12 protein-coding genes and 1 pseudogene are annotated in these 22,395 nt (G+C 72.8%); 6 read left to right on the top strand and 7 right to left on the bottom strand.

Going from position 1 to position 22,395, the window contains the following annotated elements:
- Window positions 1–30 precede the first annotated feature (30 nt).
- A complete protein-coding gene (locus tag ACIP84_RS21340) occupies window positions 31–618 on the bottom strand; it encodes a GNAT family N-acetyltransferase (protein WP_401799345.1) in 588 nt (195 codons plus the stop codon).
- Window positions 619–857: 239 nt separating this feature from the next.
- Between ACIP84_RS21340 and secA the strand changes: the two genes are divergently transcribed.
- Window positions 858–3,671 (top strand): preprotein translocase subunit SecA, encoded by a 2,814-nt coding sequence (gene secA, locus ACIP84_RS21335; RefSeq protein ID WP_355968922.1) that lies wholly within the window; start codon window positions 858–860, stop codon window positions 3,669–3,671.
- A gap of 141 nt (window positions 3,672–3,812) precedes the next feature.
- On the opposite strand, the gene ACIP84_RS21330 is transcribed toward secA, so the two are convergent.
- On the bottom strand, window positions 3,813–4,346 hold the full coding sequence (locus tag ACIP84_RS21330) for an Rv3235 family protein (RefSeq protein WP_401799344.1): 534 nt from the start codon (window positions 4,344–4,346) through the stop codon (window positions 3,813–3,815).
- A 275-nt stretch (window positions 4,347–4,621) separates the two neighbouring features.
- Here ACIP84_RS21330 and ACIP84_RS21325 point away from each other — a divergent pair, with 275 nt between their 5' ends.
- Both ACIP84_RS21325 and ACIP84_RS21320 read left to right on the top strand, forming a co-directional pair.
- The gene (locus tag ACIP84_RS21325; RefSeq protein ID WP_401799342.1) at window positions 4,622–5,128 is read left to right on the top strand and encodes a DUF6912 family protein; all 507 of its coding nucleotides are present in this window, start codon (window positions 4,622–4,624) and stop codon (window positions 5,126–5,128) included.
- Window positions 5,129–5,174: 46 nt separating this feature from the next.
- Window positions 5,175–5,846 carry an HAD family hydrolase gene (locus ACIP84_RS21320; RefSeq protein WP_355968930.1) on the top strand — a complete coding sequence of 224 codons (672 nt, stop codon included), beginning with the start codon at window positions 5,175–5,177 and terminating at the stop codon, window positions 5,844–5,846.
- Between the two features lie 171 nt (window positions 5,847–6,017).
- Here ACIP84_RS21320 and ACIP84_RS21315 read toward each other — a convergent pair whose 3' ends face one another.
- Window positions 6,018–6,572, bottom strand: a complete 555-nt coding sequence (locus ACIP84_RS21315; protein ID WP_355968931.1) for a DJ-1/PfpI family protein — start codon at window positions 6,570–6,572, stop codon at window positions 6,018–6,020.
- A gap of 434 nt (window positions 6,573–7,006) precedes the next feature.
- Here ACIP84_RS21315 and ACIP84_RS21310 point away from each other — a divergent pair, with 434 nt between their 5' ends.
- A complete protein-coding gene (locus tag ACIP84_RS21310; RefSeq protein WP_401799340.1) occupies window positions 7,007–11,980 on the top strand; it encodes an NAD-glutamate dehydrogenase in 4,974 nt (1,657 codons plus the stop codon).
- 84 nt (window positions 11,981–12,064) lie between these two features.
- Here ACIP84_RS21310 and ACIP84_RS21305 read toward each other — a convergent pair whose 3' ends face one another.
- The 3 genes from ACIP84_RS21305 to ACIP84_RS21295 all read right to left on the bottom strand — a co-directional run bounded on the left by ACIP84_RS21305 (window position 12,065) and on the right by ACIP84_RS21295 (window position 15,220).
- A complete protein-coding gene (locus tag ACIP84_RS21305) occupies window positions 12,065–13,378 on the bottom strand; it encodes a glycosyltransferase 87 family protein (RefSeq protein ID WP_401799338.1) in 1,314 nt (437 codons plus the stop codon).
- Between the two features lie 26 nt (window positions 13,379–13,404).
- Window positions 13,405–14,184, bottom strand: a complete 780-nt coding sequence (locus ACIP84_RS21300) for an ABC transporter ATP-binding protein (protein ID WP_401799412.1) — start codon at window positions 14,182–14,184, stop codon at window positions 13,405–13,407.
- Window positions 14,185–14,254: 70 nt separating this feature from the next.
- Window positions 14,255–15,220 carry an ABC transporter permease gene (locus ACIP84_RS21295; protein ID WP_401799335.1) on the bottom strand — a complete coding sequence of 322 codons (966 nt, stop codon included), beginning with the start codon at window positions 15,218–15,220 and terminating at the stop codon, window positions 14,255–14,257.
- 151 nt (window positions 15,221–15,371) lie between these two features.
- Here ACIP84_RS21295 and ACIP84_RS21290 point away from each other — a divergent pair, with 151 nt between their 5' ends.
- Window positions 15,372–15,971 (top strand): TetR/AcrR family transcriptional regulator, encoded by a 600-nt coding sequence (locus ACIP84_RS21290; RefSeq protein WP_355968935.1) that lies wholly within the window; start codon window positions 15,372–15,374, stop codon window positions 15,969–15,971.
- Between the two features lie 75 nt (window positions 15,972–16,046).
- Here ACIP84_RS21290 and ACIP84_RS21285 read toward each other — a convergent pair.
- Window positions 16,047–20,024 (bottom strand): annotated as a pseudogene (locus tag ACIP84_RS21285) (FtsK/SpoIIIE domain-containing protein).
- Between the two features lie 536 nt (window positions 20,025–20,560).
- Here ACIP84_RS21285 and ACIP84_RS21280 point away from each other — a divergent pair.
- Window positions 20,561–22,324 (top strand): serine/threonine-protein kinase, encoded by a 1,764-nt coding sequence (locus ACIP84_RS21280; protein ID WP_401799332.1) that lies wholly within the window; start codon window positions 20,561–20,563, stop codon window positions 22,322–22,324.
- The last annotated feature ends 71 nt before the right edge of the window (window positions 22,325–22,395 follow it).

The following is a 22,395-nucleotide window of genomic DNA, read 5'->3' as shown; positions in this document are numbered from 1 at the left end:
CATCCTCGGTGGACGCGGGGGCCGGGGGGCTCACGAGGAGGCCGGCAGGTCGCGGGCCGGGAGGTACGGCAGGGGGCTCGGGAGTCCGAAGTCGGAGGGGAGCAGGGCGGCGACCCAGCTGTCCCGGAGCGTGCCCTTGTTGGTGAGGCCGGCGCGCTGGGCGCCCTCGACGACGAAGCCGACCCGCTCGGCCACCGCGCGCGAGCCGGTGTTCCCGACCTCGGCGCGCCAGACCAGGCGGGTGCAGCCCAGCCCGGTGAAGGCCCAGTGGGCGACGGCCCGGACGGTCTCCGTCATGTAGCCGCTGCCGCGGTGCTCGCCGGCCAGCCAGTAGCCGACCTCCCAGACGCCCATGCCGCGACCGGACAGGGAGACGGCGGCGAGCAGCGGGCCGCCGGCCAGCGGTTCGACGGCGAAGGCGTACTCGGTGTCCTCGCGCCAGCCGTCGGGCACGAGGCGGTTCAGGAAGAGCTCGGCGTCCTGCCGCGTATAGGGGTCGGGGACGACGGTCCAGCGCCGGATGTCCGGGTCCTGACAGATGGCGTACACCGCGTCGGCGTCCTCGGGGACGAAGTTCCGCAGCCGCAGTCGGTCGGTGGTGAGGGTGATCGGATCCATGCCGGGATTGTGGTGAGCCGCCGGACGGGAAGCGAACACTTTTCGGGTGGGGCGGCACCTTCCGCCCACCTCGTGCGTTCTCTTTCCGGGCGGACGTACGGCTCCGGCACTGTGGGCCTCCCTTCGCGAGGGCGGTCTCGCTTACGATGGCCGTTGCGGTGGGGACCACCTGCCGTGCCCGCGCTCGCGTCCATGACAAGACCCAGTGCCAGGCCCGACCGGCAAGGAGACCAGCCTCAGTGTCCGTCTTCAACAAGCTCATGCGTGCAGGCGAAGGAAAGATCCTGCGCAAACTGCACCGCATCGCGGACCAGGTCAACTCCATCGAAGAGGACTTCGTCAACCTCTCCGACGCCGAGTTGCGGGCGCTCACCGATGAGTACAAGCAGCGGTACGCCGACGGTGAGAGCCTCGACGACCTGATGCCCGAAGCCTTCGCGACGGTCCGCGAGGCCGCCAAGCGCGTCCTCGGTCAGCGCCACTACGACGTCCAGCTGATGGGCGGCGCCGCGCTCCACCTCGGCTATGTCGCCGAGATGAAGACCGGTGAGGGCAAGACCCTCGTGGGTACCCTCCCGGCGTACCTCAACGCGCTCTCCGGCAAGGGCGTGCACCTGATCACGGTCAACGACTACCTGGCCGAGCGAGACTCCGAGCTCATGGGCCGGGTGCACCGCTTCCTGGGCCTGTCCATCGGGTGCATCCTCTCCAATATGACGCCGGCCCAGCGCCGTGAGCAGTACAACTGCGACATCACGTACGGCACGAACAACGAGTTCGGCTTCGACTACCTCCGCGACAACATGGCGTGGTCCAAGGACGAGCTCGTCCAGCGCGGCCACAACTTCGCCTGTGTCGACGAGGTCGACTCCATCCTCGTCGACGAGGCCCGTACGCCGCTGATCATCTCCGGCCCGGCCGACCAGGCGACGAAGTGGTACGGCGACTTCGCCAAGCTCGTCACCCGCCTCTCCAAGGGCGAGCCCGGCAACCCGCTCAAGGGCATCGAGGAGACCGGCGACTACGAGGTCGACGAGAAGAAGCGCACCGTCGCCATCCACGAGGCCGGTGTCGCCAAGGTCGAGGACTGGCTCGGCATCGACAACCTCTACGAGTCGGTGAACACCCCGCTCGTGGGCTACTTGAACAACGCCATCAAGGCGAAGGAACTGTTCAAGAAGGACAAGGACTACGTCGTCATGGACGGCGAAGTCATGATCGTCGACGAGCACACCGGCCGTATCCTCGCCGGCCGCCGCTACAACGAGGGCATGCACCAGGCGATCGAGGCGAAGGAAGGGGTGGCGATCAAGGACGAGAACCAGACCCTCGCCACGATCACCCTGCAGAACTTCTTCCTCCTGTACTCGAAGCTCTCCGGCATGACCGGTACGGCCATGACCGAGGCCGCCGAGTTCCACCAGATCTACAAGCTGGGCGTCGTCCCGATCCCGACGAACAGGCCGATGATCCGCAAGGACCAGTCCGACCTGATCTACCGGACCGAGGTCGCCAAGTTCGCCGCCGTCGTCGACGACATCGCGGAGAAGCACGAGAAGGGGCAGCCGATCCTCGTCGGCACGACCTCCGTCGAGAAGTCCGAGTACCTCTCGCAGCAGCTCTCCAAGCGCGGTGTCCAGCACGAGGTCCTCAACGCCAAGCACCACGACCGCGAGGCGAGCATCGTCGCGCAGGCCGGTCGCCGCGGCGCCGTCACCGTCGCCACGAACATGGCCGGTCGCGGTACGGACATCAAGCTCGGCGGCAACCCGGACGACCTCGCCGAGGCGGAGCTGCGCCAGGCGGGTCTCGACCCGGTCGACCACGTCGAGGAGTGGGCCGCGGCCCTCCCCGCCGCCCTGGAGCGCGCCGCGAAGGCCGTGAAGGCGGAGTTCGAGGAGGTCAAGGAGCTCGGCGGGCTGTACGTGCTCGGTACCGAGCGGCACGAGTCCCGTCGTATCGACAACCAGCTGCGCGGTCGTTCCGGCCGTCAGGGCGACCCGGGCGAGTCCCGGTTCTACCTCTCGCTCGGCGACGACCTGATGCGTCTGTTCAAGGCGCAGATGGTCGAGCGCGTGATGGCCATGGCCAACGTGCCGGACGACGTGCCGATCGAGAACAAGATGGTCACCCGGGCGATCGCCTCCGCCCAGTCGCAGGTGGAGACGCAGAACTTCGAGACGCGTAAGAACGTCCTGAAGTACGACGACGTCCTCAACCGGCAGCGTCAGGTCATCTACGGCGAGCGCCGCCGCGTCCTGGAGGGCGAGGACCTGCACGAGCAGATCCAGCACTTCATGGACGACACGATCGACGACTACATCCGCCAGGAGACCGCCGAGGGCTTCGCGGAGGAGTGGGACCTCGACCGTCTGTGGAACGCCTTCAAGCAGCTCTACCCGGTGAAGGTCACCGTGGACGAGCTGGAGGACGCGGCCGGGGACCGGGCGGGCATCACCGCCGAGTTCATCGCCGAGTCCATCAAGGACGACATCCACGAGCAGTACGAGGCCCGGGAGAAGCAGCTCGGCTCGGAGATCATGCGTGAGCTGGAGCGCCGCGTGGTCCTGTCCGTCCTGGACCGCAAGTGGCGTGAGCACCTCTACGAGATGGACTACCTCCAGGAGGGCATCGGCCTGCGCGCCATGGCGCAGAAGGACCCGCTGGTCGAGTACCAGCGCGAGGGCTTCGACATGTTCACCGCCATGATGGAGGGCATCAAGGAGGAGTCCGTCGGCTACCTGTTCAACCTGGAGGTCCAGGTCGAGCAGCAGGTCGAGGAGGTCCCGGTGCAGGCGAGCGGTCCGTCGCTCGACAAGGGGGACGCGGTGCCGGCCGGTGCCGGGCGTCCGGAGATCCGCGCCAAGGGGCTCGACGCCCCGCAGCGGCCGGACCGGCTGCACTTCTCCGCGCCGACGGTGGACGGTGACGGCGGTGTCGTCGAGGGCGACTTCGCCTCGGACGACATCGACTCCGGTGACGGGATGACGCGGGCGGAGCGCCGCAAGGCGCAGAAGAACGCGGGTGGCGGCGGACGTCGTCGCAAGAAGTGACGTGGGGCCGCTCGGGCGGTGCCGTCGACGGGGTGCGGCTTGACGCCGGTGGCGTCGAGACGGTGCCGCTGATGCGGTGAGTTCGTTGCGGTGAGTTCGTTGCGGAGGGGTCGGTCGCCCGGTGGGCGGTCGGCCCCTTCGTCATGCCGGGCGGGGTACGGGGCGGGTCGCCGCGCCCAGGCCGTCGAGCTCCACCGCCGCGCAGCGCCAGCGCTGGTCCCCGCCGCGTTCGAGCCGGAACGCCATGGCCCGTACCCGGGCGCCGGTGGCGATCGTCGCGAAGGCCTCGACCGCGGTCCGGTCGTCGTCCACCTGGACCGAGCAGCGGCGCAGGACGGGGCGGGGGCCGAGGGAGCGCAGGGGCGTCTCCGGGGCGATCCGGACGAGCTGCTCGTACGCCTCGCCGACGGTGTGGCCGAGCATCCAGTGGACCGGGCGTTCGCCGCTGAGCACGGCGAGGAGGCGTTCGGCGAAGACGGTGTGCGGGGGGAGGGCGCGGGGCCGGCTCGTGCGGGAGTGGCCCTCCCGGTGGTGGCCTTCGCGCTGGTGGCCTTCGTGGGGGCGGCCTTCGCGGGGGTGGGTGCCCGCCGGGCCTCGGGGGCGCGTGCCCGCGGGGCCGCCGGGCACCCTGCGGGGGCGGGGGGTGCCGGTCGCGGTGAGGATGGTGGTGGTCATGGTGGGCCCCTGTCGTCGCGTCACCGAGGGATACCAGTCGGTAACTTTCCGTTGGGGATCTTGTACGGGTGGGCCCGGAGAGGCCGCAAGGAGCCCGCCGCCGCTCGACGGCTCGAAATCGGAATCACCTATCCGGGTGACGCGGAGGAAAATCGGCTCCCAGGGGTCCTGAGGAGGGCCTCCTGGAGTGGACGTACGCCTCCCCCGGCCCGCCACCCCGAAGGGGGACTCCGCACGTATCCTGAGGGCCTCTCCGTCTACGAAAGCGGCCAGCCATGCGCGTGTACGTCCCCCTGACCCTCCCCGGTCTCGCACAGGCGCACAAGGCGGGCGAGCTGGGCCCCGGTCCGCTGACCGCCTACGCCGTCACCCCCGCCCTGCGCGAGTGGTACGTCTCCGACGACATCGAGGAGCTGGAGTACGCGGCGCTCAACCGGGCCGCTTCCGCCTCCCTGCGCCTGCTCGCCGGGGACCCCGAGGCACCCCGGCGCCGGATCGTCGTCGCCGTCGACGTCGCCGACAAGGACGCGGCCGCCGACCCCGACGGGGCGCTGACCGTGAGCTCGATCGGCGAGGTCCGGATCGCCGGGCCGGTACGGCTCGCCAAGGCGGCGGCCGTGCACGCGGACGCGGACGACGCGGAGGCGGACGTGACGGCGGCGGCGGCCGCGCTGGGCGCGGCGGACCAGGGGGACGACGACGCGCAGTTCGTCGTCGACGGGGCCGAGGACCACGAGCTGCTGTGGTTCGGGGTGCAGGAGATTCCCGGGCTGCTGGGCTGACGCCGCCGCTTGGATGTCTGTCGGTGGGGCCGGGTACCGTCTCCCCATGGGGAAGCACGACGGCTTGCGCGGCAAGCATCTGGTCTGGGACTGGAACGGCACACTGCTCGACGACATCAGCGCGGTCATCGGGGCGACCAACGCGGCGTTCGCCGAGCTGGGCCTCGACCCGATCACTCTTGAGCGGTACCGCGAGCTCTACACGGTGCCCGTGCCCAAGTTCTACGAGCGGCTCATGGGGCGGTTGCCCACCGACGCCGAGTGGTCCGTCATGGACGGCGCCTTCCATCGGCACTACTGGGAGCGGGCCGAGGCCTGTGTGCTGACCGCCGGGGCCGCGGAGCTGCTCGCGGCGCGGCAGGCGTCCGGGTTCACGCAGTCACTGCTGTCGCTCGCGCCGCACGCCGAGTTGATACCGCTGGTGCGGAGGCACGGGATCGCGGAGCGGTTCGTGCGGATGGACGGGCGGGCCGACGCGTCCACGGACGGGAAGTCGGGGCACATGGTGCGGCACCTGGCCGCGCTGGAAGGGGTGCTTCCCGAGCGGGTCGTCGTCATCGGTGACGCGGCGGATGACGCGATCGCCGCGCGGCATGTGGGGGCGCGGGCGGTGCTTTATACCGGGGGGTCGCACAGCCGGGCGTCGCTCTCGCGCGTCGGGGTGCCGGTGGTCGACTCCTTGGAGGAGGCGGTGGCTGTTGCGGAGGAGCTGGTCTGACGGGGTCCGTCCGTGGCCGGGCGGGGCTTGCGGGCCGGGTGCCGGCCGTGGGGGGGGTGTGCGCACCCGTTCCGCCCTGCGGAACGTAGGACCACAACCCCGGGCGGCGGTGTCGCCCGCAACCCAGGGCGGCGGTGTCGCCAACGGTCCGTGCCGACAGGCCCCCCCGCGTCAGGCCTTGGCCCGGAGGACCTTCAGGAACTCGCGCATCCAGATGGGGTGGTCCGGCCAGGCCCTTGAGGAGACCAGGAGGCCGTCCACCACCGCCGCGCTGTCCTGGAAGGTCGCGCCGGCCGCCTGCATGTCCAGCTCCAGGGCCGGGTAGGCCGTGACCCGGCGGCCCTCCAGGCCGCCGACCGCCGCCGTCAGGAGCGGGCCGTGGCAGATCTGGGCCACCGGCCTGTCCGCGTCGAAGAAGGCCTTGAGGATCTTGCGGAGCTCCGGGTCGTTGCGCAGGTACTCCGGTGCCCGGCCGCCCGGGATCACCACCGCCACGTACGCGCCCGGGTCGACCTCGGAGAAGGCCAGGTCGGCGGGCCAGGTGTAGCCGGGCTTCTCGGTGTACGTATCGAAGCCCGGCTCGAAGTCATGGACGACGAAGCGGAGCTGCTTGCGGGCCGGGGCGGCGATGTCGACCTCGTAGCCCTCTTCCAGTAGCCGCTGGTAGGGGTACAGCACCTCCAGCGACTCCGCCGCGTCCCCGGTCACGATCAGGATCTTCGCCATGGCTCTCCCAGATCACAGATGGTCGGTCTGCCGTGCTGCGCCCGTGCTCGCCTCCACGCTGCCCGCGGCGGGGCGCTTTGCCAAGAGGACATGTGTCGCTGTCCAGAACGTCAAACTTCCACCCCGTCTTTTGTACACATACGGACCATGACGGTTCGGGGGGCGAGGGCGATAGGCTTTTGCCGTGATCAGCGCGATACGCCGTGGGGGCAGTGAAGCCCCCGGCTGCCGCCCGACCCGCGACAGCGGCCGGGCCGACAGTGCGTTCGCCGATCCTCTCCGTCCGGGCGCGCCGCTCTCCGTGGCCGATAACGACCCGGGCATCTCTCATTCGGGCATAACGTCGTACTCGACCGGAATCACCGCGTCGGGGCGTCGCTGTGTCCTTTCTTCCACCGACGTCACGCAACGGCGCGCGACAGGAGTCAGAGGACATGCAGACCAAGCTGGACGAAGCCAAGGCCGAGCTGCTCGAAAGGGCCGCCCGGGTAGCTGAGCACAGCCCGGTGGGGGGGCGACTTCCGACGGGCCCGGAGGGTGCCGGGGAACGCCCGGACCGGGACACCGTGCTCGAGTACCTCCAGCGCTACTACCTGCACACCGCGCCGGAGGACCTCGGCGACCGGGACCCGGTCGACGTGTTCGGTGCGGCGCTCTCTCACTACCGCCTCGCGGAGAACCGTCCGCAGGGCACGGCGAACGTGCGCGTCCACACTCCGACGGTCGAGGAGAACGGCTGGACGAGCAGCCACTCCGTCGTCGAGGTCGTGACCGACGACATGCCGTTCCTGGTGGACTCGGTCACCAACGAGCTCTCGCGCCAGGGCCGCGGCATCCATGTCGTGATCCACCCGCAGGTCCTCGTCCGCCGCGACCTCACGGGCAGGCTCATCGAGGTCCTGTCGGCGCAGATCCATGGCGAGCTGCCGCACGACGCGCTCACCGAGTCGTGGATCCACGTCGAGATCGACCGGGAGACCGACCGCGCCGACCTCAAGCAGATCACCGCCGACCTGCTGCGTGTCCTGTCCGACGTCCGTGAGACGGTCGAGGACTGGGAGAAGATGCGGGACGCCGCCCTGCGGATCGCCGAGGGCCTCCCGGACGAGCCCACCGCGTCCGACCTGCGCCCGACCGAGGTGGAGGAGGCCCGCGAGCTGCTGCGCTGGCTCGCCGACGACCACTTCACCTTCCTCGGCTACCGCGAGTACCAGCTGGTCAACGGTGACGCCCTGTCCGCCGTGCCCGGCACCGGCCTCGGCATCCTGCGCTCCGACCCGCAGCACGCGGGCGACGACGAGGGCCACCACGCCCACCCCGTCTCGCCGTCCTTCAGCCGGCTGCCCGAGGACGTCCGCGCCAAGGCGCGCGAGCACAAGCTGCTGATCCTGACGAAGGCCAACAGCCGCTCGACCGTGCACCGCCCCTCGTACCTCGACTACATCGGTGTGAAGAAGTTCGACGCCGACGGCAACGTCATCGGCGAGCGCCGCTTCCTCGGCCTGTTCTCCTCGGCCGCCTACACCGAGTCCGTGCGCCGCGTTCCCGTCGTCAAGCGCAAGGTCCAGGAGGTCCTGGAGGGCGCCGGCTTCTCGCCGAACAGCCACGACGGCCGCGACCTGCTCCAGATCCTGGAGACGTACCCGCGCGACGAGCTCTTCCAGACCCCGGCCGACCAGCTCCGGTCCGTCGTCACCAGCGTCCTGTACCTGCAGGAGCGGCGTCGGCTGCGTCTGTACCTGCGCCAGGACGAGTACGGCCGCTACTACTCGGCCCTCGTCTACCTGCCGCGCGACCGCTACACGACCCGCGTCCGGCTGCGGATCATCGACATCCTGAAGGAGGAGCTCGACGGCACCAGCGTCGACTTCACCGCCTGGAACACCGAGTCGATCCTGTCCCGGCTGCACTTCGTCGTCCGCGTCCAGCCCGGCACCGAGCTGGCCAAGCTGACCGACGCCGATGTCGACCGCATCGAGACCCGGCTCGTCGAGGCCGCCCGTTCCTGGTCCGACGGCTTCGCCGAGGCGCTCAACGCCGAGTGCGGCGAGGAGCGTGCCGCGGAGCTGCTGCGCCGCTACGGCAACGCCTTCCCCGAGGGCTACAAGGCCGACCACTCGCCGCGCGCGGCCGTCGCCGACCTGGTCCACCTGGAGGCCCTCGCCCGGACCGGCGGCGGCAAGGACTTCGCGCTCTCGCTCTACGAGCCGGTCGGTGCGGGCCCCGGCGAGCGCCGCTTCAAGATCTACAAGACGGGCGACCCGATCTCCCTGTCCGCCGTGCTCCCGGTGCTCAACCGGCTCGGCGTCGAGGTGACCGACGAGCGGCCGTACGAGCTGCGCTGCGCCGACCGTACGCACGCCTGGGTCTACGACTTCGGCCTGCGGATGCCCGTCGCGACCGGCAACGGCGGCGACTACCTCGGCGACGACGCCCGTGAGCGCTTCCAGGAGGCCTTCGCCGCCACCTGGACCGGCGAGGCGGAGAACGACAACTTCAACTCGCTCGTCCTCTCCGCCGGGCTCAACTGGCGCGAGGCGATGGTGCTGCGCGCCTACGCGAAGTACCTGCGCCAGGCGGGTGCGACGTTCAGCCAGGACTACATGGAGGACACCCTCCGCAACAACGTCCACACCACCCGGCTGCTCGTGAACCTCTTCGAGGCCCGGATGGCCCCGGAGCGCCAGCGCGCCGGCACCGAGCTGATCGACGCGCTCCTGGAGGAGCTGGACGCCGCCCTCGACCAGGTCGCGAGCCTGGACGAGGACCGGATCCTGCGGTCCTTCCTGACCGTCATCAAGGCGACGCTGCGGACGAACTTCTTCCAGACCACCGAGGGCGGGAAGCCGCACTCCTACGTGTCGATGAAGTTCGACCCGCAGGCCATCCCGGACCTTCCGGCGCCCCGCCCGGCCTTCGAGATCTGGGTGTACTCCCCGCGCGTCGAGGGTGTCCACCTGCGCTTCGGAAAGGTCGCCCGAGGCGGTCTGCGCTGGTCCGACCGCCGTGAGGACTTCCGTACGGAGATCCTCGGCCTGGTCAAGGCGCAGATGGTGAAGAACACCGTCATCGTGCCGGTCGGCGCCAAGGGCGGCTTCGTCGCGAAGCAACTCCCGGACCCGTCCGTGGACCGTGACGCCTGGCTGGCCGAGGGCATCGCCTCGTACAAGACCTTCATCTCGGCGCTGCTCGACATCACCGACAACCTGGTCGCGGGCGAGGTCGTGCCGCCGGTCGACGTGGTCCGCCACGACGAGGACGACACCTACCTGGTGGTCGCCGCCGACAAGGGCACCGCCACCTTCTCCGACATCGCCAACGGGGTCGCCGAGTCGTACGGCTTCTGGCTCGGCGACGCGTTCGCCTCCGGCGGCTCCGCCGGATACGACCACAAGGGCATGGGCATCACCGCCCGCGGCGCCTGGGAGTCCGTCAAGCGGCACTTCCGCGAGCTGGGCCACGACACCCAGACCGAGGACTTCACGGTCGTCGGCGTCGGCGACATGTCCGGTGACGTCTTCGGCAACGGCATGCTGCTGAGCGAGCACATCAGGCTCGTCGCCGCGTTCGACCACCGGCACATCTTCATCGACCCGAACCCGGACGCGGCCGTCTCGTACGCCGAGCGCCGCAGGCTCTTCGAGCTGCCCCGCTCGTCCTGGGCCGACTACGACACCTCGCTGCTCTCGGCGGGCGGCGGCATCCACCCCCGCAGCGCCAAGTCGATCCCGGTCAACGCGCAGGTCAGGGCCGCCCTCGGCATCGAGGACGGCATCACCAAGATGACCCCGGCCGAGCTGATGAAGGCCGTGCTCCACGCGCCCGTCGACCTGCTGTGGAACGGCGGCATCGGTACGTACGTCAAGTCCTCGGCCGAGTCGAACGCCGATGTCGGCGACAAGGCCAACGACGCCATCCGCGTCGACGGCCAGGACGTCCGCGCCCAGGTCATCGGCGAGGGCGGCAACCTCGGTGCGACCCAGCTCGGCCGTATCGAGTTCGCCCGCACCGGCGGCCCCGAGGGCCAGGGCGGCAAGGTCAACACCGACGCCATCGACAACAGCGCCGGCGTCGACACCTCCGACCACGAGGTCAACATCAAGATCCTGCTCAACGGGCTCGTCGCCGAGGGCGACATGACCGTCAAGCAGCGCAACAAGATCCTCGCGGAGATGACCGACGAGGTCGGCAAGCTCGTCCTGCGCAACAACTACGCGCAGAACACGGCCCTCGCCAACGCCGTCGCCCAGTCGCCGTCCCTGCTCCACGCCCACCAGCGCTTCATGCGCCGGCTGGGCCGCGACGGGGCCCTCGACCGGTCCCTGGAGTTCCTGCCCAACGACCGGCAGATCCGCGACCTGCTCAACAACGGCCGCGGTCTGAGCCAGCCGGAGCTCGCCGTCCTCCTCGCGTACACCAAGATCACGGTGGCCGACGAGCTCATCGGTACGGAGCTGCCGGACGACCCGTACCTGCGCGGGCTGCTCCACGCGTACTTCCCGACGCTGCTGCGCGAGAAGTTCACCGAGGCCGTCGACAACCACCCCCTGCGCCGCGAGATCATCACCACCGTCCTGGTCAACGACACCGTCAACGCCGGTGGCTCGACCTTCCTGCACCGTCTCCGCGAGGAGACGGGCGCGTCGATCGAGGAGATCGTCCGGGCGCAGACCGCGGCCCGCGTCGTCTTCCGTCTCGGTCAGGTCTGGGACGCCGTCGAGGCCCTCGACAACCAGGTCCCGGCCGACGTCCAGACCCGGATGCGGCTGCACTCCCGCCGGCTCGTCGAGCGCGGCACGCGCTGGCTGCTCAACAACCGGCCGCAGCCGCTCCAGCTCACCGAGACCATCGAGTTCTTCGCCGAGCGGGTCGAGCAGGTCTGGGCGCAGCTGCCGAACCTGCTGCGCGGTGCGGACCTGGAGTGGTACCAGTCGATCGTGGAGGAGCTGACCGAGGTCGGCGTGCCGGAGCAGCTCGCACTGCGGGTGGCCGGCTTCTCCTCCGCCTTCCCGATCCTCGACGTCGTGGCGATCGCGGACCGGACGGGCAAGGACCCGCTGGCGGTGGCCGAGGTCTACTACGACCTGGCGGACCGGCTGCGGATCACCGACCTGATGGACCGGATCATCGAGCTGCCGCGGGACGACCGGTGGCAGTCGATGGCCCGTGCGTCGATCCGTGAGGACCTGTTCGCGGCGCACGCGGCGCTGACCGCGGACGTCCTGGCGGCCGGGAACGGCACGTCGAGCCCGGAGCAGCGGTTCAAGGACTGGGAGGAGAAGAACGCGGCCATCCTGGGCCGCGCGCGGACGACCCTGGAGGAGATCCAGGGCTCGGACACCTTCGACCTGGCGAACCTGTCGGTGGCGATGCGGACGATGCGCACGCTGCTCCGTACCCACAGCTAGTCGCCGCGGCAGCGGCGTGAGAAGGGCCCCACCGGCCGTCCGGTGGGGCCCTTCTCCTGTCCGTGCGGCCTTCCTCCGGCCGTGTTACGCGGCTTCCTCGGGGGGTCCGGTGACCGTCGACGTCCACAGGCGGCGGGCGGCGAGCAGGGTCGCGGCGAGCAGCAGGCCGTTGCGGAGGACCATGACGGTGAGCCCCTCGGGGGTGCCGGCGACGACGTGGTCGTACAGGAGGGGGTACGCGAGGGAGCTGAGGGCGGCCGCCGGGAGCAGCAGCAGCGCCACCGGGCGCATCACGGTGCTGCGCGAGGTCAGACAGACGGCGGCGAGGCCGAGCAGCCAGATCATGTACTGGGGGCTGATCACCCGGCTGGTGACGGTGAACAGCAGGACGGCGGTGAGGGCCGCGTCGAGCGGGGTGGCGGCGGTCCAGCGGTGGGCCCGTACGCGCCACAGGAGCAGCCAGCCGAAGGCGATGACGGTGAGCAGCAGGGCGAGGTGGCCGAGGCTGGAGACGTAGGGGCCGACGTACTCGAAGGCCCCGTAGCGGAACTCGACCCTGCCCGGCCAGATGCCGCCGGCCTCGGCCAGCGCGAGGGCCGTGCCGCCGAGCGACTCGATCTGGATGCCGCGGCTGCCCTGCTGACGCAGGAAGCCGAGGGAGTCGGAGAAGAACAGCGCGAGGGTGGCGAGGAGGGCGAGCGCCGCGACGCTCGCGGCGGTCCAGGCCGCGCGGGTGGTACGGCCGCGGGGGGTGCCGATCAGGGCGAGTGCCGGCCAGACCTTGACCATCGCGCCGATGCCCGCGAGCGCCCCGCCGAGCTGGTGGGCGGCGGTCGAGCGGGCGGTGAGCGCGAGCAGCGCGAGGACGGCGAGGGCGGTGGTCTGGACGTCGTACCGCGCGAGCGGCAGGTGCAGGAGCAGCGGCAGTCCGCAGACCCAGATCCAGGCGCCGTGGGTGAGCCGGGCGCTGTCGGCGCGGGCGAGCGCGCCGGTGACGACCGCGTCGGCCAGGAGGGTGAGCGCGACGAACGCCTGGAGGTACGTCAGCCAGGGGAGGACGCCCGGCGACATGATGACGAGCCCCGCGCCGGGCGGGTACTGCCAGGTGACGTCGCCGGGCGGGAAGGTGCCCTGGGCGAACTGCTCGTACCAGTGCCGGTAGAGGTCCACCTCGCGGCGGACGCCGCCGATGCCGAGGTTGTCGCGGAGGAGCAGCAGCACCATGCCGACGCGGGTGGTCAGCCAGACGGCGGCGACGGCGAGGTAGGGGCCGTGGCCGACCGTGACGAAGGTGGCGGAGGTGAAGGTGTCCGAGTCGAAGGGGGACCCGGTGAGGCTGGGGGGTTCGGCGCGGGCCCCGCGGGCCCCTGGTGGCGGCTGGGGGTGATCGTTCGTCATCCCTCCGCACTGTAGCCCTTAATGTCTCATTTGCCCTTTTCTTTGGCCCCTGTTCCGGCTCCTGTCGCGGTGAACTCCTCGTACGCCGCCACCACCTCCTTCGCCGGGCCGTCCATCCGCAGGGTGCCCGCCTCCAGCCACAGGGCCCGCTCGCAGGTCTCCGTGATCGTCGAGTTCGCGTGGCTGACCAGGAAGACCGTCCCCGCCTCCGCCCGCAGTTCGTCGATCCGCCGCCGGCTCCGGCGGCGGAAGCGCGCGTCTCCGGTGGACAGGGCCTCGTCGATGAGCAGCACGTCATGGCTCTTCGCTGCGGCGATGGAGAAGCGCAGCCGCGCCCCCATGCCGGAGGAGTACGTCCCCATGGGGCGCGAGATCGCGTCGTCCTTCTCGTTGATGCCGGAGAAGTCCACGATCTCGTCGTAGCGCCGGCGGATCTCCGTGCGGCTCATGCCCATCGCGAGACCGCCCAGGATCACGTTCCGCTCGCCGGTGAGGTCGTTCATGAGGGCCGCGTTGACGCCGAGCAGCGAAGGCTGCCCGTCGGTGTAGACCTGGCCCCGCTCGACGGGCTGGAGGCCCGCGATGGCCTTCAGAAGGGTGGATTTCCCAGATCCGTTCGAACCGATCAGGCCAATTGCCTCGCCCCGGTACGCGACGAAGCTGACGCCCTTCACGGCGTGGACGCGGCGGCCGGCCGGCTGCTTCTCGCCGCGCCGGAGCATGCGGCTCAGCGCGGCCGTCGCGGCACCTCGGCCGCCGGTGCCGCCGCCGTTGACCGTGTAGGTGATGTGGACGCCGTCGACCACGACGGTGGGTGTGGGTGTAGGTGTGGGTGTGGGGGTGCGGGGGCTCGTGCGGGTGCGGGTGCTCTGCGGGTCAGCCACGGCCGTACGTCTCCTCCGCCTTCCAGAACCAGATGAAGCCGCCCCCGAAGGCCAGCAGGGCCCAGCCGGCGGCGAGTGCCCAGACGTGCGGCGGCAGCTGCGCCGAGGTGTAGCTCCCGATGAGCGCGAAGCGCATCAGGTCGATGTAGACCGCCGCCGGGTTGCACTGAAGGGCGAGCACCACGCCGTCCGGGAAGCGGCCGCTCGCCGCCAGGTTCTGGATGGACCACATCGCGCCCGAGGCGTACATCCAGGTGCGGAGCACGAACGGCATCAGCTGGGAGATGTCCGGGGTGCGGGCCGCGAGCCGGGCGAGGGCGAGCGCCACGCCCGTGTTGAACAGCGCCTGGCAGAGCAGGGCGGGGACGGCGAGGAGCCAGCTCCAGGCGGGGAACTCGCCGAGCCCGAACAGGATCATCACCAGTGCGGCGAGTGAGAGCAGCAGCTGCTGGAGCTGCTGGAGCGACAGGGAGATCGGAAGGCTCGCGCGCGGGAAGTGCAGGGCGCGGACGAGGCCCAGGTTGCCGCTGATCGCCCGGGTGCCGGCCAGGATCGTGTTCGAGGTGAACGTCCACACGAAGATGCCGGTGATCAGGAACGGCACGTAGTCGGCGACGCCGTCCTTGGCGTCCATGAGGACGCCGAAGATCAGGTAGTAGACGGCGGCGTTGAGCAGGGGGGTCATCACCTGCCAGACCTGGCCGAGTCGTGCCTGGCTGTACTGGGCGGTCAGCCGAGCGGTCGCGAAGGCGGTGATGAAGTCGCGGCGGGACCAGATCTGCCGTGCGTAGGCGGGCAGCGGGGGGCGGGCGCCGCTGACGGTGAGGCCGTGGCGCCGGGCGAGCGCGCGCAGGTCCTCGCTGGAGGCCGGCTGGGGGGAGGCACCCCGGGTCTCGTGGGCAGAGGCGTCCTCGGGAGGGGGCTTCTGCAGGGGCGGGGGAAGCGTCTGGGTGGTCACGGGTGGGCGCTTTCGACGAAGGGTGCGGGCATCCTCGGCGATGGAACGGGTCCGTATCGTCGCTACGGGGAGACTAGGGGTGACCGACGTTGGAACGCAACCGTATCGTCGTGACGGCTTCGGGGCGTCGCCGTTGGTTAGGATGCCGTTCATGACCGATCCGACCCCACGCCGCGCCCCCGCCGGAGCGGCCGTACTCCGCGAGGACGTGACCGAGGCCATCCGCGCCGCCGTCTTCGAGGAGCTCGCGGCCGTCGGCTTCGCCCGGATGTCCATCGAGGGCATCGCGCGCCGCGCCGGAGTCGGCAAGACCGCCGTCTACCGGCGCTGGAAGTCCAAGCTCGCCCTCGTCCTCGACCTCGTGGGGGCCTTCGCCACCCAGGGCCTGCCTGCGCCCGCCACCGGCTCCCTGCACGGGGACGTGCGCGCGCTCCTCCAGGTGGCCTCGCACGCGCTGCGCCACCCCGTCGCCTCGCAGGTCATCCCGGACCTGCTCGTCGAGGCGGCCCGGCAGCCCGAGATCGCCGAGGCCGTCACCGCAGCGCTGCTCGACGCCCAGCGCGGCGTCGTGACCCAGGTCGTCCGCGAGGCCGTCGCCCGGGGCGAACTCCCCGAGGGCACCGACCCGGGCCGAGCCCTCGACCTGGTCGTCGGGCCGCTGTACTGGCGCCTCGTCGTGGTCCGTACGCCGCTGCCCCCGGGGTACGTGGACGATCTGGCGCGGTCGGCGGTGGCGGCGCTCAAGGCCTGAGCGCGCGGAAGGCCACCGGCGGGATCGCCGCCGACCAGGTCGAGCGGGCGGTCCCGGCGCTCTCGTGGCGTGGTGTCAGCCGTGCGTCGCGGGGGTCAGCGGGGCCACGGGCGTCGCCTCGACCGAGCGGGCGGCGCGGTCGAGGGCACTCGCGAGGAGGGCCAGGTCGGTCGGCCCGTTGCCCAGCTCGCGGACCGGACGGCGGGTCGGCGGATCGCCCATCCGCTCCCACTCCAACGGCACGACGGTGGGGCGGAGCGTCGCCGTCCGGGGGATCCGGCCGGTGACACGGCCCGCTTGGAAGGGCGTCACCCGGCCGTCCGGATGGCCGAGGCGCCCGCGCCCGGCCGCCGGTACGTCCGGTCCCGCCGTCACCGGGGGCGCGTCGAGCACGATCCGCAGCCGGGCCCCGTGGGCCAGCTCCGTGTCGGCGGTCCGGTCGGGACGCGCGGAGGTCGCGACGAGGTGCACGCCGAGCCGCTCACCGTTCCGCGCGACGGCCTCCAGGGCCCGCACGACGGACCCGGCGGCGGGGCGCCCGGAGGCACCGAGCGCGGGAGCGACGAGGGCGTCGAAGTCGTCGACGAGAACGATGAGCCGGGGGAGGTGGGCGGGTGCGCCCGAGGCGCGCCCGGACCCCTGCTCACCGTCGGCGGGCCGGGGGATCCGCCCGGCCGTCTCCTCGCCGGAGGGCCGGGGCACGCGGCCGCCGGAGCGGTCGGCGGGGTCGCCGTCGCCGGGTCGGGGCACGCGGCCGCTCGGGTAGCCGCCGAGGTCACCGTCTCCGGGCCGGGACACGCGCCCGCTGCCGTGGCCGACGAGGTCCTCCGCCCCGGTGCGGGACACGCGCCCGCTCGGGCGGTCCGGGAGGTCGCCGTCGCCGGTGCGGAGGGTCCGGCCGCCGGAGCGGTCGTCGCCGTCCCGGCGCGGCAGGCGCCCGCTGGGCGTGTCGGTCAGGAAGGCGTCGGCGCCGGGCCGCGTCCGGGCGCTGGGCCGTTCGTCGAGCGAACCGTCCCCGGGCCGGGGCACGCGCCCGCCGCCCGGTCCGCCCCGGTCGTCCACCCCGGGCCGGGGCACCCGTCCACTGCCGTGGCCGCCGAGGTCCTCGGCCCCGCCACGTGACACGCGCCCGCTGCCGCGGCCGCCCAGGTCCTCCGCGCTGGCGCGGGCCACGCGGCCGCTCGGGCGGTCGGTGAGGTCGTCGTCGCCCGTGCGCAGGGTGCGGCTGCTGGGGCGCCCGGCCGGGTCATCGGATCCGGGGTACGCGATCCGCCCGCTCGGCCGGCCGTCGAGGTCGCCCGTGTACGTGATCCGGCCGCTCGGTCGGCCGCCGAGGTCGTCCGACGCGGGGTACGGGCCGTCCGTGCGGCCGCTGCGCGCGCTCGGGAGGGCGCCGACCGTGCCGTCGCCCGTGCGCAGGGTGCGGCCGCTCGGGCGGTCCGCGAGCTCGCCCGTGTCCTGGAGGCGGACGGTCGCGCGGGCGCCCTGGGGCACGGCCTCCGCCGCGCTCGGGGCGCGCTGGCCGATCAGCCGGTCGGCGGCGGTCGTCCCGCGCGCCCCCCTGCGGTCGGCGAAGTGGCCGTCGCCGAGCAGCTCCGCCCGGCGCTTCAGCTCCGCGCCCAGGGCCTGCGCGAACTCCCGCATCCGCACCGGGTCGGAGGCGACCAGGTGCTCCGTGACGTGCGGCAGCTCCGTACAGACCGCGAGTCCTTCGCCGCGGTCGCCGCCCGCCCCGTCCACCAGGAGCAGGCCGAGCCGGTCGGGGCGGCCGCCGGCCGCGAGGGAGGCGGCGATCGAACGGAGCAGCTCCGTCCGTCCGCTTCCCGCGGGTCCCTCGATCAGGAGGTGCGGGCCCTCGCGGGTGAGGTCCACGGCCAGTGGGCCGCGCGGCCCGGTGCCCAGGACAGCCGTGCCGTCCCCGGCGGAGGCCCAGCGGGCCATCAGGGAGGCGGGCGTGGCACGGGCGAGCCCGAGCTCGTCGAGGAGGCGGGACGACGGGGGCAGCGCGGCGGCACGCGCGCCGGGCGCCGCCGTCGTGTCCGTACGCAGAGGGGCGAGCGCGCGGCCGAAGCGCTCGGCCCAGGCGACGGAGACCGCGTCGACCACACCGACCGTGCCGTGGCCGGCGACCCGTCCGCCGGAGGTCCTGAGCAGCCGCAGCGCCGTCGCCACGTCGCCGCTGAGGAGCGCGGCGGCCCCGCACTCACGGAACGCGAGGGACGCGGCGCACGCCGTCTCGTAGGTCGCGGCCACCGGGGAGACCGGGGACGCCGAGGGCGCCTCGGCGAGGCACAGGAGGTGGATCCCGGCCGCGGCTCCGGCTCCGGCCAGCCGCGCCACGGTCTCGCGCAGGGCCGCCGAACCGGGGTCGCCGTCGACGACCACGACCGTCGTCGGCCCCTCGTGGCGGGCCGCCGCCTCGGCGACGGACGCGCGGTCGGCGCTGGGCCAGCCGGGGCCGAGCGGACCGTCGTCGAGCCGCCGGGTCAGCTCCGCCGTACGGGCCTGGGCCTGCTCGCGGTCGTACGCCAGGAGCAGCCGGCAGTCCTGGCCGTGGGCCGGACGGACGTGCGGGAGCCAGCCGAGCCAGCCCCAGGACCGGCGCCGCTCGTCCAGCGAGCGGTTCCGGTCGGCGCTGATCAGCACGATCTCCAGGTCGGAGGGGGAGTGCAAGGCGGCGAGCTGGGCGACGACCGAGCGGGCGAGACCGGCGAGCCGGTCGGCGGGGCCGGCGAGGCCCAGCGAACCGGCCTCCCGCAGTCCCACGGTGACCGGGACGCCGGAGAGGTCGGCGCGGTCCGTGGTGCCGAGCCGGACCACCAGGGATTCGGGGTGGTCCTGGCCGCGCTCCCAGAGCCGCGGGCCGGGACCGAGGGCGGTGAGCAGGACGGTGGCCGGGTCGGGCCAGGTGTCGGCCATCGGCGCGGGCGCGGGGGAGCCGTCCCGGGCTCCGGAGCCGAGCCGGGGGCCCGCGTGGGTGTCCGGTGCCGTGCGGGGGTCGGCGGCGGACACCGGGAGTTCCTCGCGTCCGCCGGTCAGGCGCCTGGCCCAGGCGCCGAGGCCCCGCTTGCCGCTCCCCGCGCGGGGGGAGCCGCCCGGGGCGGTGTCGTCGCGGGACGGGCGGGTCCTGCTGTGGGCCTCGCCGCCGCCGTCGGGCCCGTCGTGGCCGGGGTGGTGGCCCGCGTGGGCGTGGCCCGCGCCGCCGGAGTCCGTACCGCGATCGTGGGCGCCGCCCCGGCCGTACGGGTCGTCGTACGCGCCCTGCGGGGACCCGCCGAGCGGGACGCCGCGCGTCCCGCCGTGGGTGGTGTCGTCCACGGGGCCGCCGACGGCCGTGCGGGGCACGCCCGCGTGGGCGGGCCGGTCGCCCGCGGCCGCAGCCCGTCCGTCGCCTCCGGTCGGTGCCACGCGCAGGTGGCCCTCCCCGTCCGGGGCCGTCGCGCTCGCCCCCGTACCCCCGAGGTCGTCGCCGGGGCCGGTCAGACGGAGGGCGGACTCGCCGAGGCGCAGCAGCGCGCCCGGCCGGAAGGCGACAGGGCGGTCGCCGACCGGCGCGCCGTCGAGGGTCGTGCCGTTCGTCGAGCCGCGGTCGGCGACCGTGACCCGGCCGTCCTCGCCGACGGTCACGGTGCAGTGCGCGCGGGAGACGTCCGGGTCGTCGAGCGGTACGTCGGCGTCCACGGAACGGCCGATTCTGATCGCTCCGCCGTGCAGCAGGTGCACTCCGCCCGCGTCCGGGCCCGCCACCACGTGCAGCCGGGCCGCGGCGGCCTCGCCGACGCGGTCGTCGGGGCCGGGGACCTGGAGGGAGAGGACCGCGCCGTCGACCAGCGGGGGTTCGCCGAGCACACAGCGGCGGCCGTCGAGCCGCTCCGCGCCCGCGTAGAGCACGGTGGTGCCCGAGGCGGAGGTGTCGGGGCCGGTGACGGCGGCGGCGAGGTTCGAGGCCACGGCGGCCAGGGCCGTCCCGGCGGGGGCCGTGACGAGCACGTCGCAGGTACGTCCGGCGCCATGGCCGGCGTACGGCGCGAGGACGGTCAGCCGGATCTGCATCGCCGTCAGCGGTCCCTTCTGCGTGATGCCCGGCAGGGGAACCGCCCTGTGACTCCCCCCACCCGGCACGGACGCGTCGCCCGGTACAGGTCGGCACGGCGCGGGGGCTCCCGACCCCACCGATGCGACGTGCTGGAGGCATCCTCGCACCTGCCACCGACAACCCGCCCCCGGGTCGGCCGGAAGTGATCTTGAATGGTCGGCTGTGGACGCAAAAGTGCCTGGTTGAGCATGCCTTCGGAACATGCCCGGCAACCGTCCCGCCTCCGGAAGCGTCTTCTTTCGGACAGACCGGACCCACCGGGGCCCGGCCCGGCGAAGGCGCCCGTCGACACCGGCGCCGGCACGCGACGGCCCGCCCATGGCAGGCCGTCGGCAGGCCGCAGGAATCGGAATCGGCCTGTGGACGACCGGTCGGTACCCCGTTCGGCGGCACTAAAGTGGGTCGGACACCCGGACGGGTCACAACAGAGAACAGTGACCCCGGGAGCATCACCGGATCACCCCAGGACCACGATCAGCAGGGAGCGCGTGACGTGCGGCCTATCGGCAGCAAGTACCTGCTCGAGGAGCCGCTCGGCCGCGGCGCCACGGGCACCGTCTGGCGAGCCCGCCAGCGGGAGACGGCGGGCGCCGAGGCGGCCGTGCCCGGCCAGCCCGGCGAGACCGTCGCGATCAAGGTCCTCAAGGAGGAGCTGGCCAACGACGCGGACATCGTGATGCGCTTCCTGCGCGAGCGGTCCGTGCTGCTCCGGCTCACCCACCCCAACATCGTGCGCACCCGCGACCTGGTCGTCGAGGGCGATGTCCTCGCGCTCGTCATGGACCTCGTCGAGGGCCCCGACCTGCACCGGTACATCCGGGACAGCGGCCCGCTCACCCCGGTCGCCGCCGCCCTCCTGACCGCCCAGATCGCCGACGCGCTCGCCGCCAGCCACGCCGACGGCGTCGTCCACCGCGACCTGAAGCCGGCCAACGTCCTGCTCGCCGAGCAGGGCGGCCAGATGCACCCGATGCTCACCGACTTCGGCATCGCGCGCCTCGCGGACTCCCCGGGCCTGACCCGCACCCACGAGTTCGTCGGCACGCCCGCGTACGTGGCGCCGGAGTCCGCCGAGGGCCGCCCGCAGACCTCCGCCGTCGACATCTACGGCGCCGGCATCCTGCTCTACGAGCTGGTCACCGGCCGGCCCCCGTTCGCCGGCGGCACCGCCCTCGAGGTCCTCCACCGGCACCTCAGCGAGGAGCCCCGCAGGCCCTCGACCGTGCCCGGGCCGCTGTGGACGGTCATAGAGCGCTGCCTCAGCAAGGACCCGGAGCGGCGGCCGAGCGCGGTGAACCTCGCGCGCGGTCTGCGCGCGGTCGCCGCCGGCATCGGCGTGCACTCCACGCCCGCCCAGATCGAAGCGGCCGAGGGCGTCGGCGCGCTCCTCGCCCCGGACCCGGCGCCCGCGCCGGTCCCGCAGACCCCCGCGGCGGGGGCCGCCGACCCCACCCAGGTGCTGCCCAGCGGCGCCGGGATGCCGCCGCGGTACGACCCCGCGGGCGCGACGAGCGTCATGCCGACCAGCGGCTCGGCGGGCGCCGCCGACCCGACGGCCGTCATGCCCCCCGTACCGCCGCAGCCGCCGCAGTCCGGGCAGGGCGCGCAGTCCGAGGAGCCGCACCCCTGGCAGAGTCAGCTCCGCGCGGCCCGTGACCGCAACGAGCAGACGCAGGTGCAGTACCTGGACCCGAGCCAGGACCCGCTGCGCCGCCGCCCGCAGCGCCAGCAGCCTCCGCAGGACCAGCGGCCCGGCCAGTACGGGCAGCAGGGCCAGCAGGGCCAGCAGGGGCAGTACGGGCAGCAGCCGCCGCAGCCGTATCAGCAGCAGCGTCCCGCGCAGCAGCGGCCGCAGCAGCCGTACCCGCCGCAGCATCAGCAGCAGCACCAGCCGCAGCAGTACGCGCCGCCGCCCGCGCCGCAGCAGTACGCCCAGCCCCAGCAGCAGTACACCCCGCCGCAGCCGCCGCCCCAGGCCCCGGCTCCGCGCGAGCCGCGTCCGCCGCGCCAGCGCAGCGCCAACCCGGTGCGGATCCCCGGCCTCGGCTGCCTCAAGGGCTGCCTGGTCATGATCGTGCTGTTCGTGGTCGCGGGCTGGCTCGTCTGGGAGCTGACCCCGCTGCAGGACTGGATCGCCGAGGGCAAGGGCTACTGGGAGGCCATCGGCGACGGCATCTCGAAGGTGACCGACTGGGTGTCCAAGATCGGCGAGGCCACCGACTCCACCGGTGCTACCGGCGGTACGACCGGTCAGTGACCCCGTAGGACGACGCAATACTGCCGATTTATCGACTTCCGAGGGGTGATTTCCCCTCGGAAGTGACGTCC

This window comes from Streptomyces sp. NPDC088707, assembly GCF_044752725.1.
Classification (GTDB): Bacteria; Actinomycetota; Actinomycetes; order Streptomycetales; family Streptomycetaceae; genus Streptomyces.
This window is presented reverse-complemented; position numbering and strand designations above follow the sequence as displayed.

Coding starts and splice junctions, on each gene's coding strand:
- ACIP84_RS21340 (WP_401799345.1), bottom strand. CDS start 618: ATGGATCCGATCACCCTCACCACCGACCGACTGCGGCTGCGGAACTTC.
- ACIP84_RS21320 (WP_355968930.1), top strand. CDS start 5,175: ATGGGGAAGCACGACGGCTTGCGCGGCAAGCATCTGGTCTGGGACTGG.
- ACIP84_RS21330 (WP_401799344.1), bottom strand. CDS start 4,346: ATGACCACCACCATCCTCACCGCGACCGGCACCCCCCGCCCCCGCAGG.
- ACIP84_RS21325 (WP_401799342.1), top strand. CDS start 4,622: ATGCGCGTGTACGTCCCCCTGACCCTCCCCGGTCTCGCACAGGCGCAC.
- ACIP84_RS21305 (WP_401799338.1), bottom strand. CDS start 13,378: ATGACGAACGATCACCCCCAGCCGCCACCAGGGGCCCGCGGGGCCCGC.
- ACIP84_RS21310 (WP_401799340.1), top strand. CDS start 7,007: ATGCAGACCAAGCTGGACGAAGCCAAGGCCGAGCTGCTCGAAAGGGCC.
- ACIP84_RS21315 (WP_355968931.1), bottom strand. CDS start 6,572: ATGGCGAAGATCCTGATCGTGACCGGGGACGCGGCGGAGTCGCTGGAG.
- ACIP84_RS21290 (WP_355968935.1), top strand. CDS start 15,372: ATGACCGATCCGACCCCACGCCGCGCCCCCGCCGGAGCGGCCGTACTC.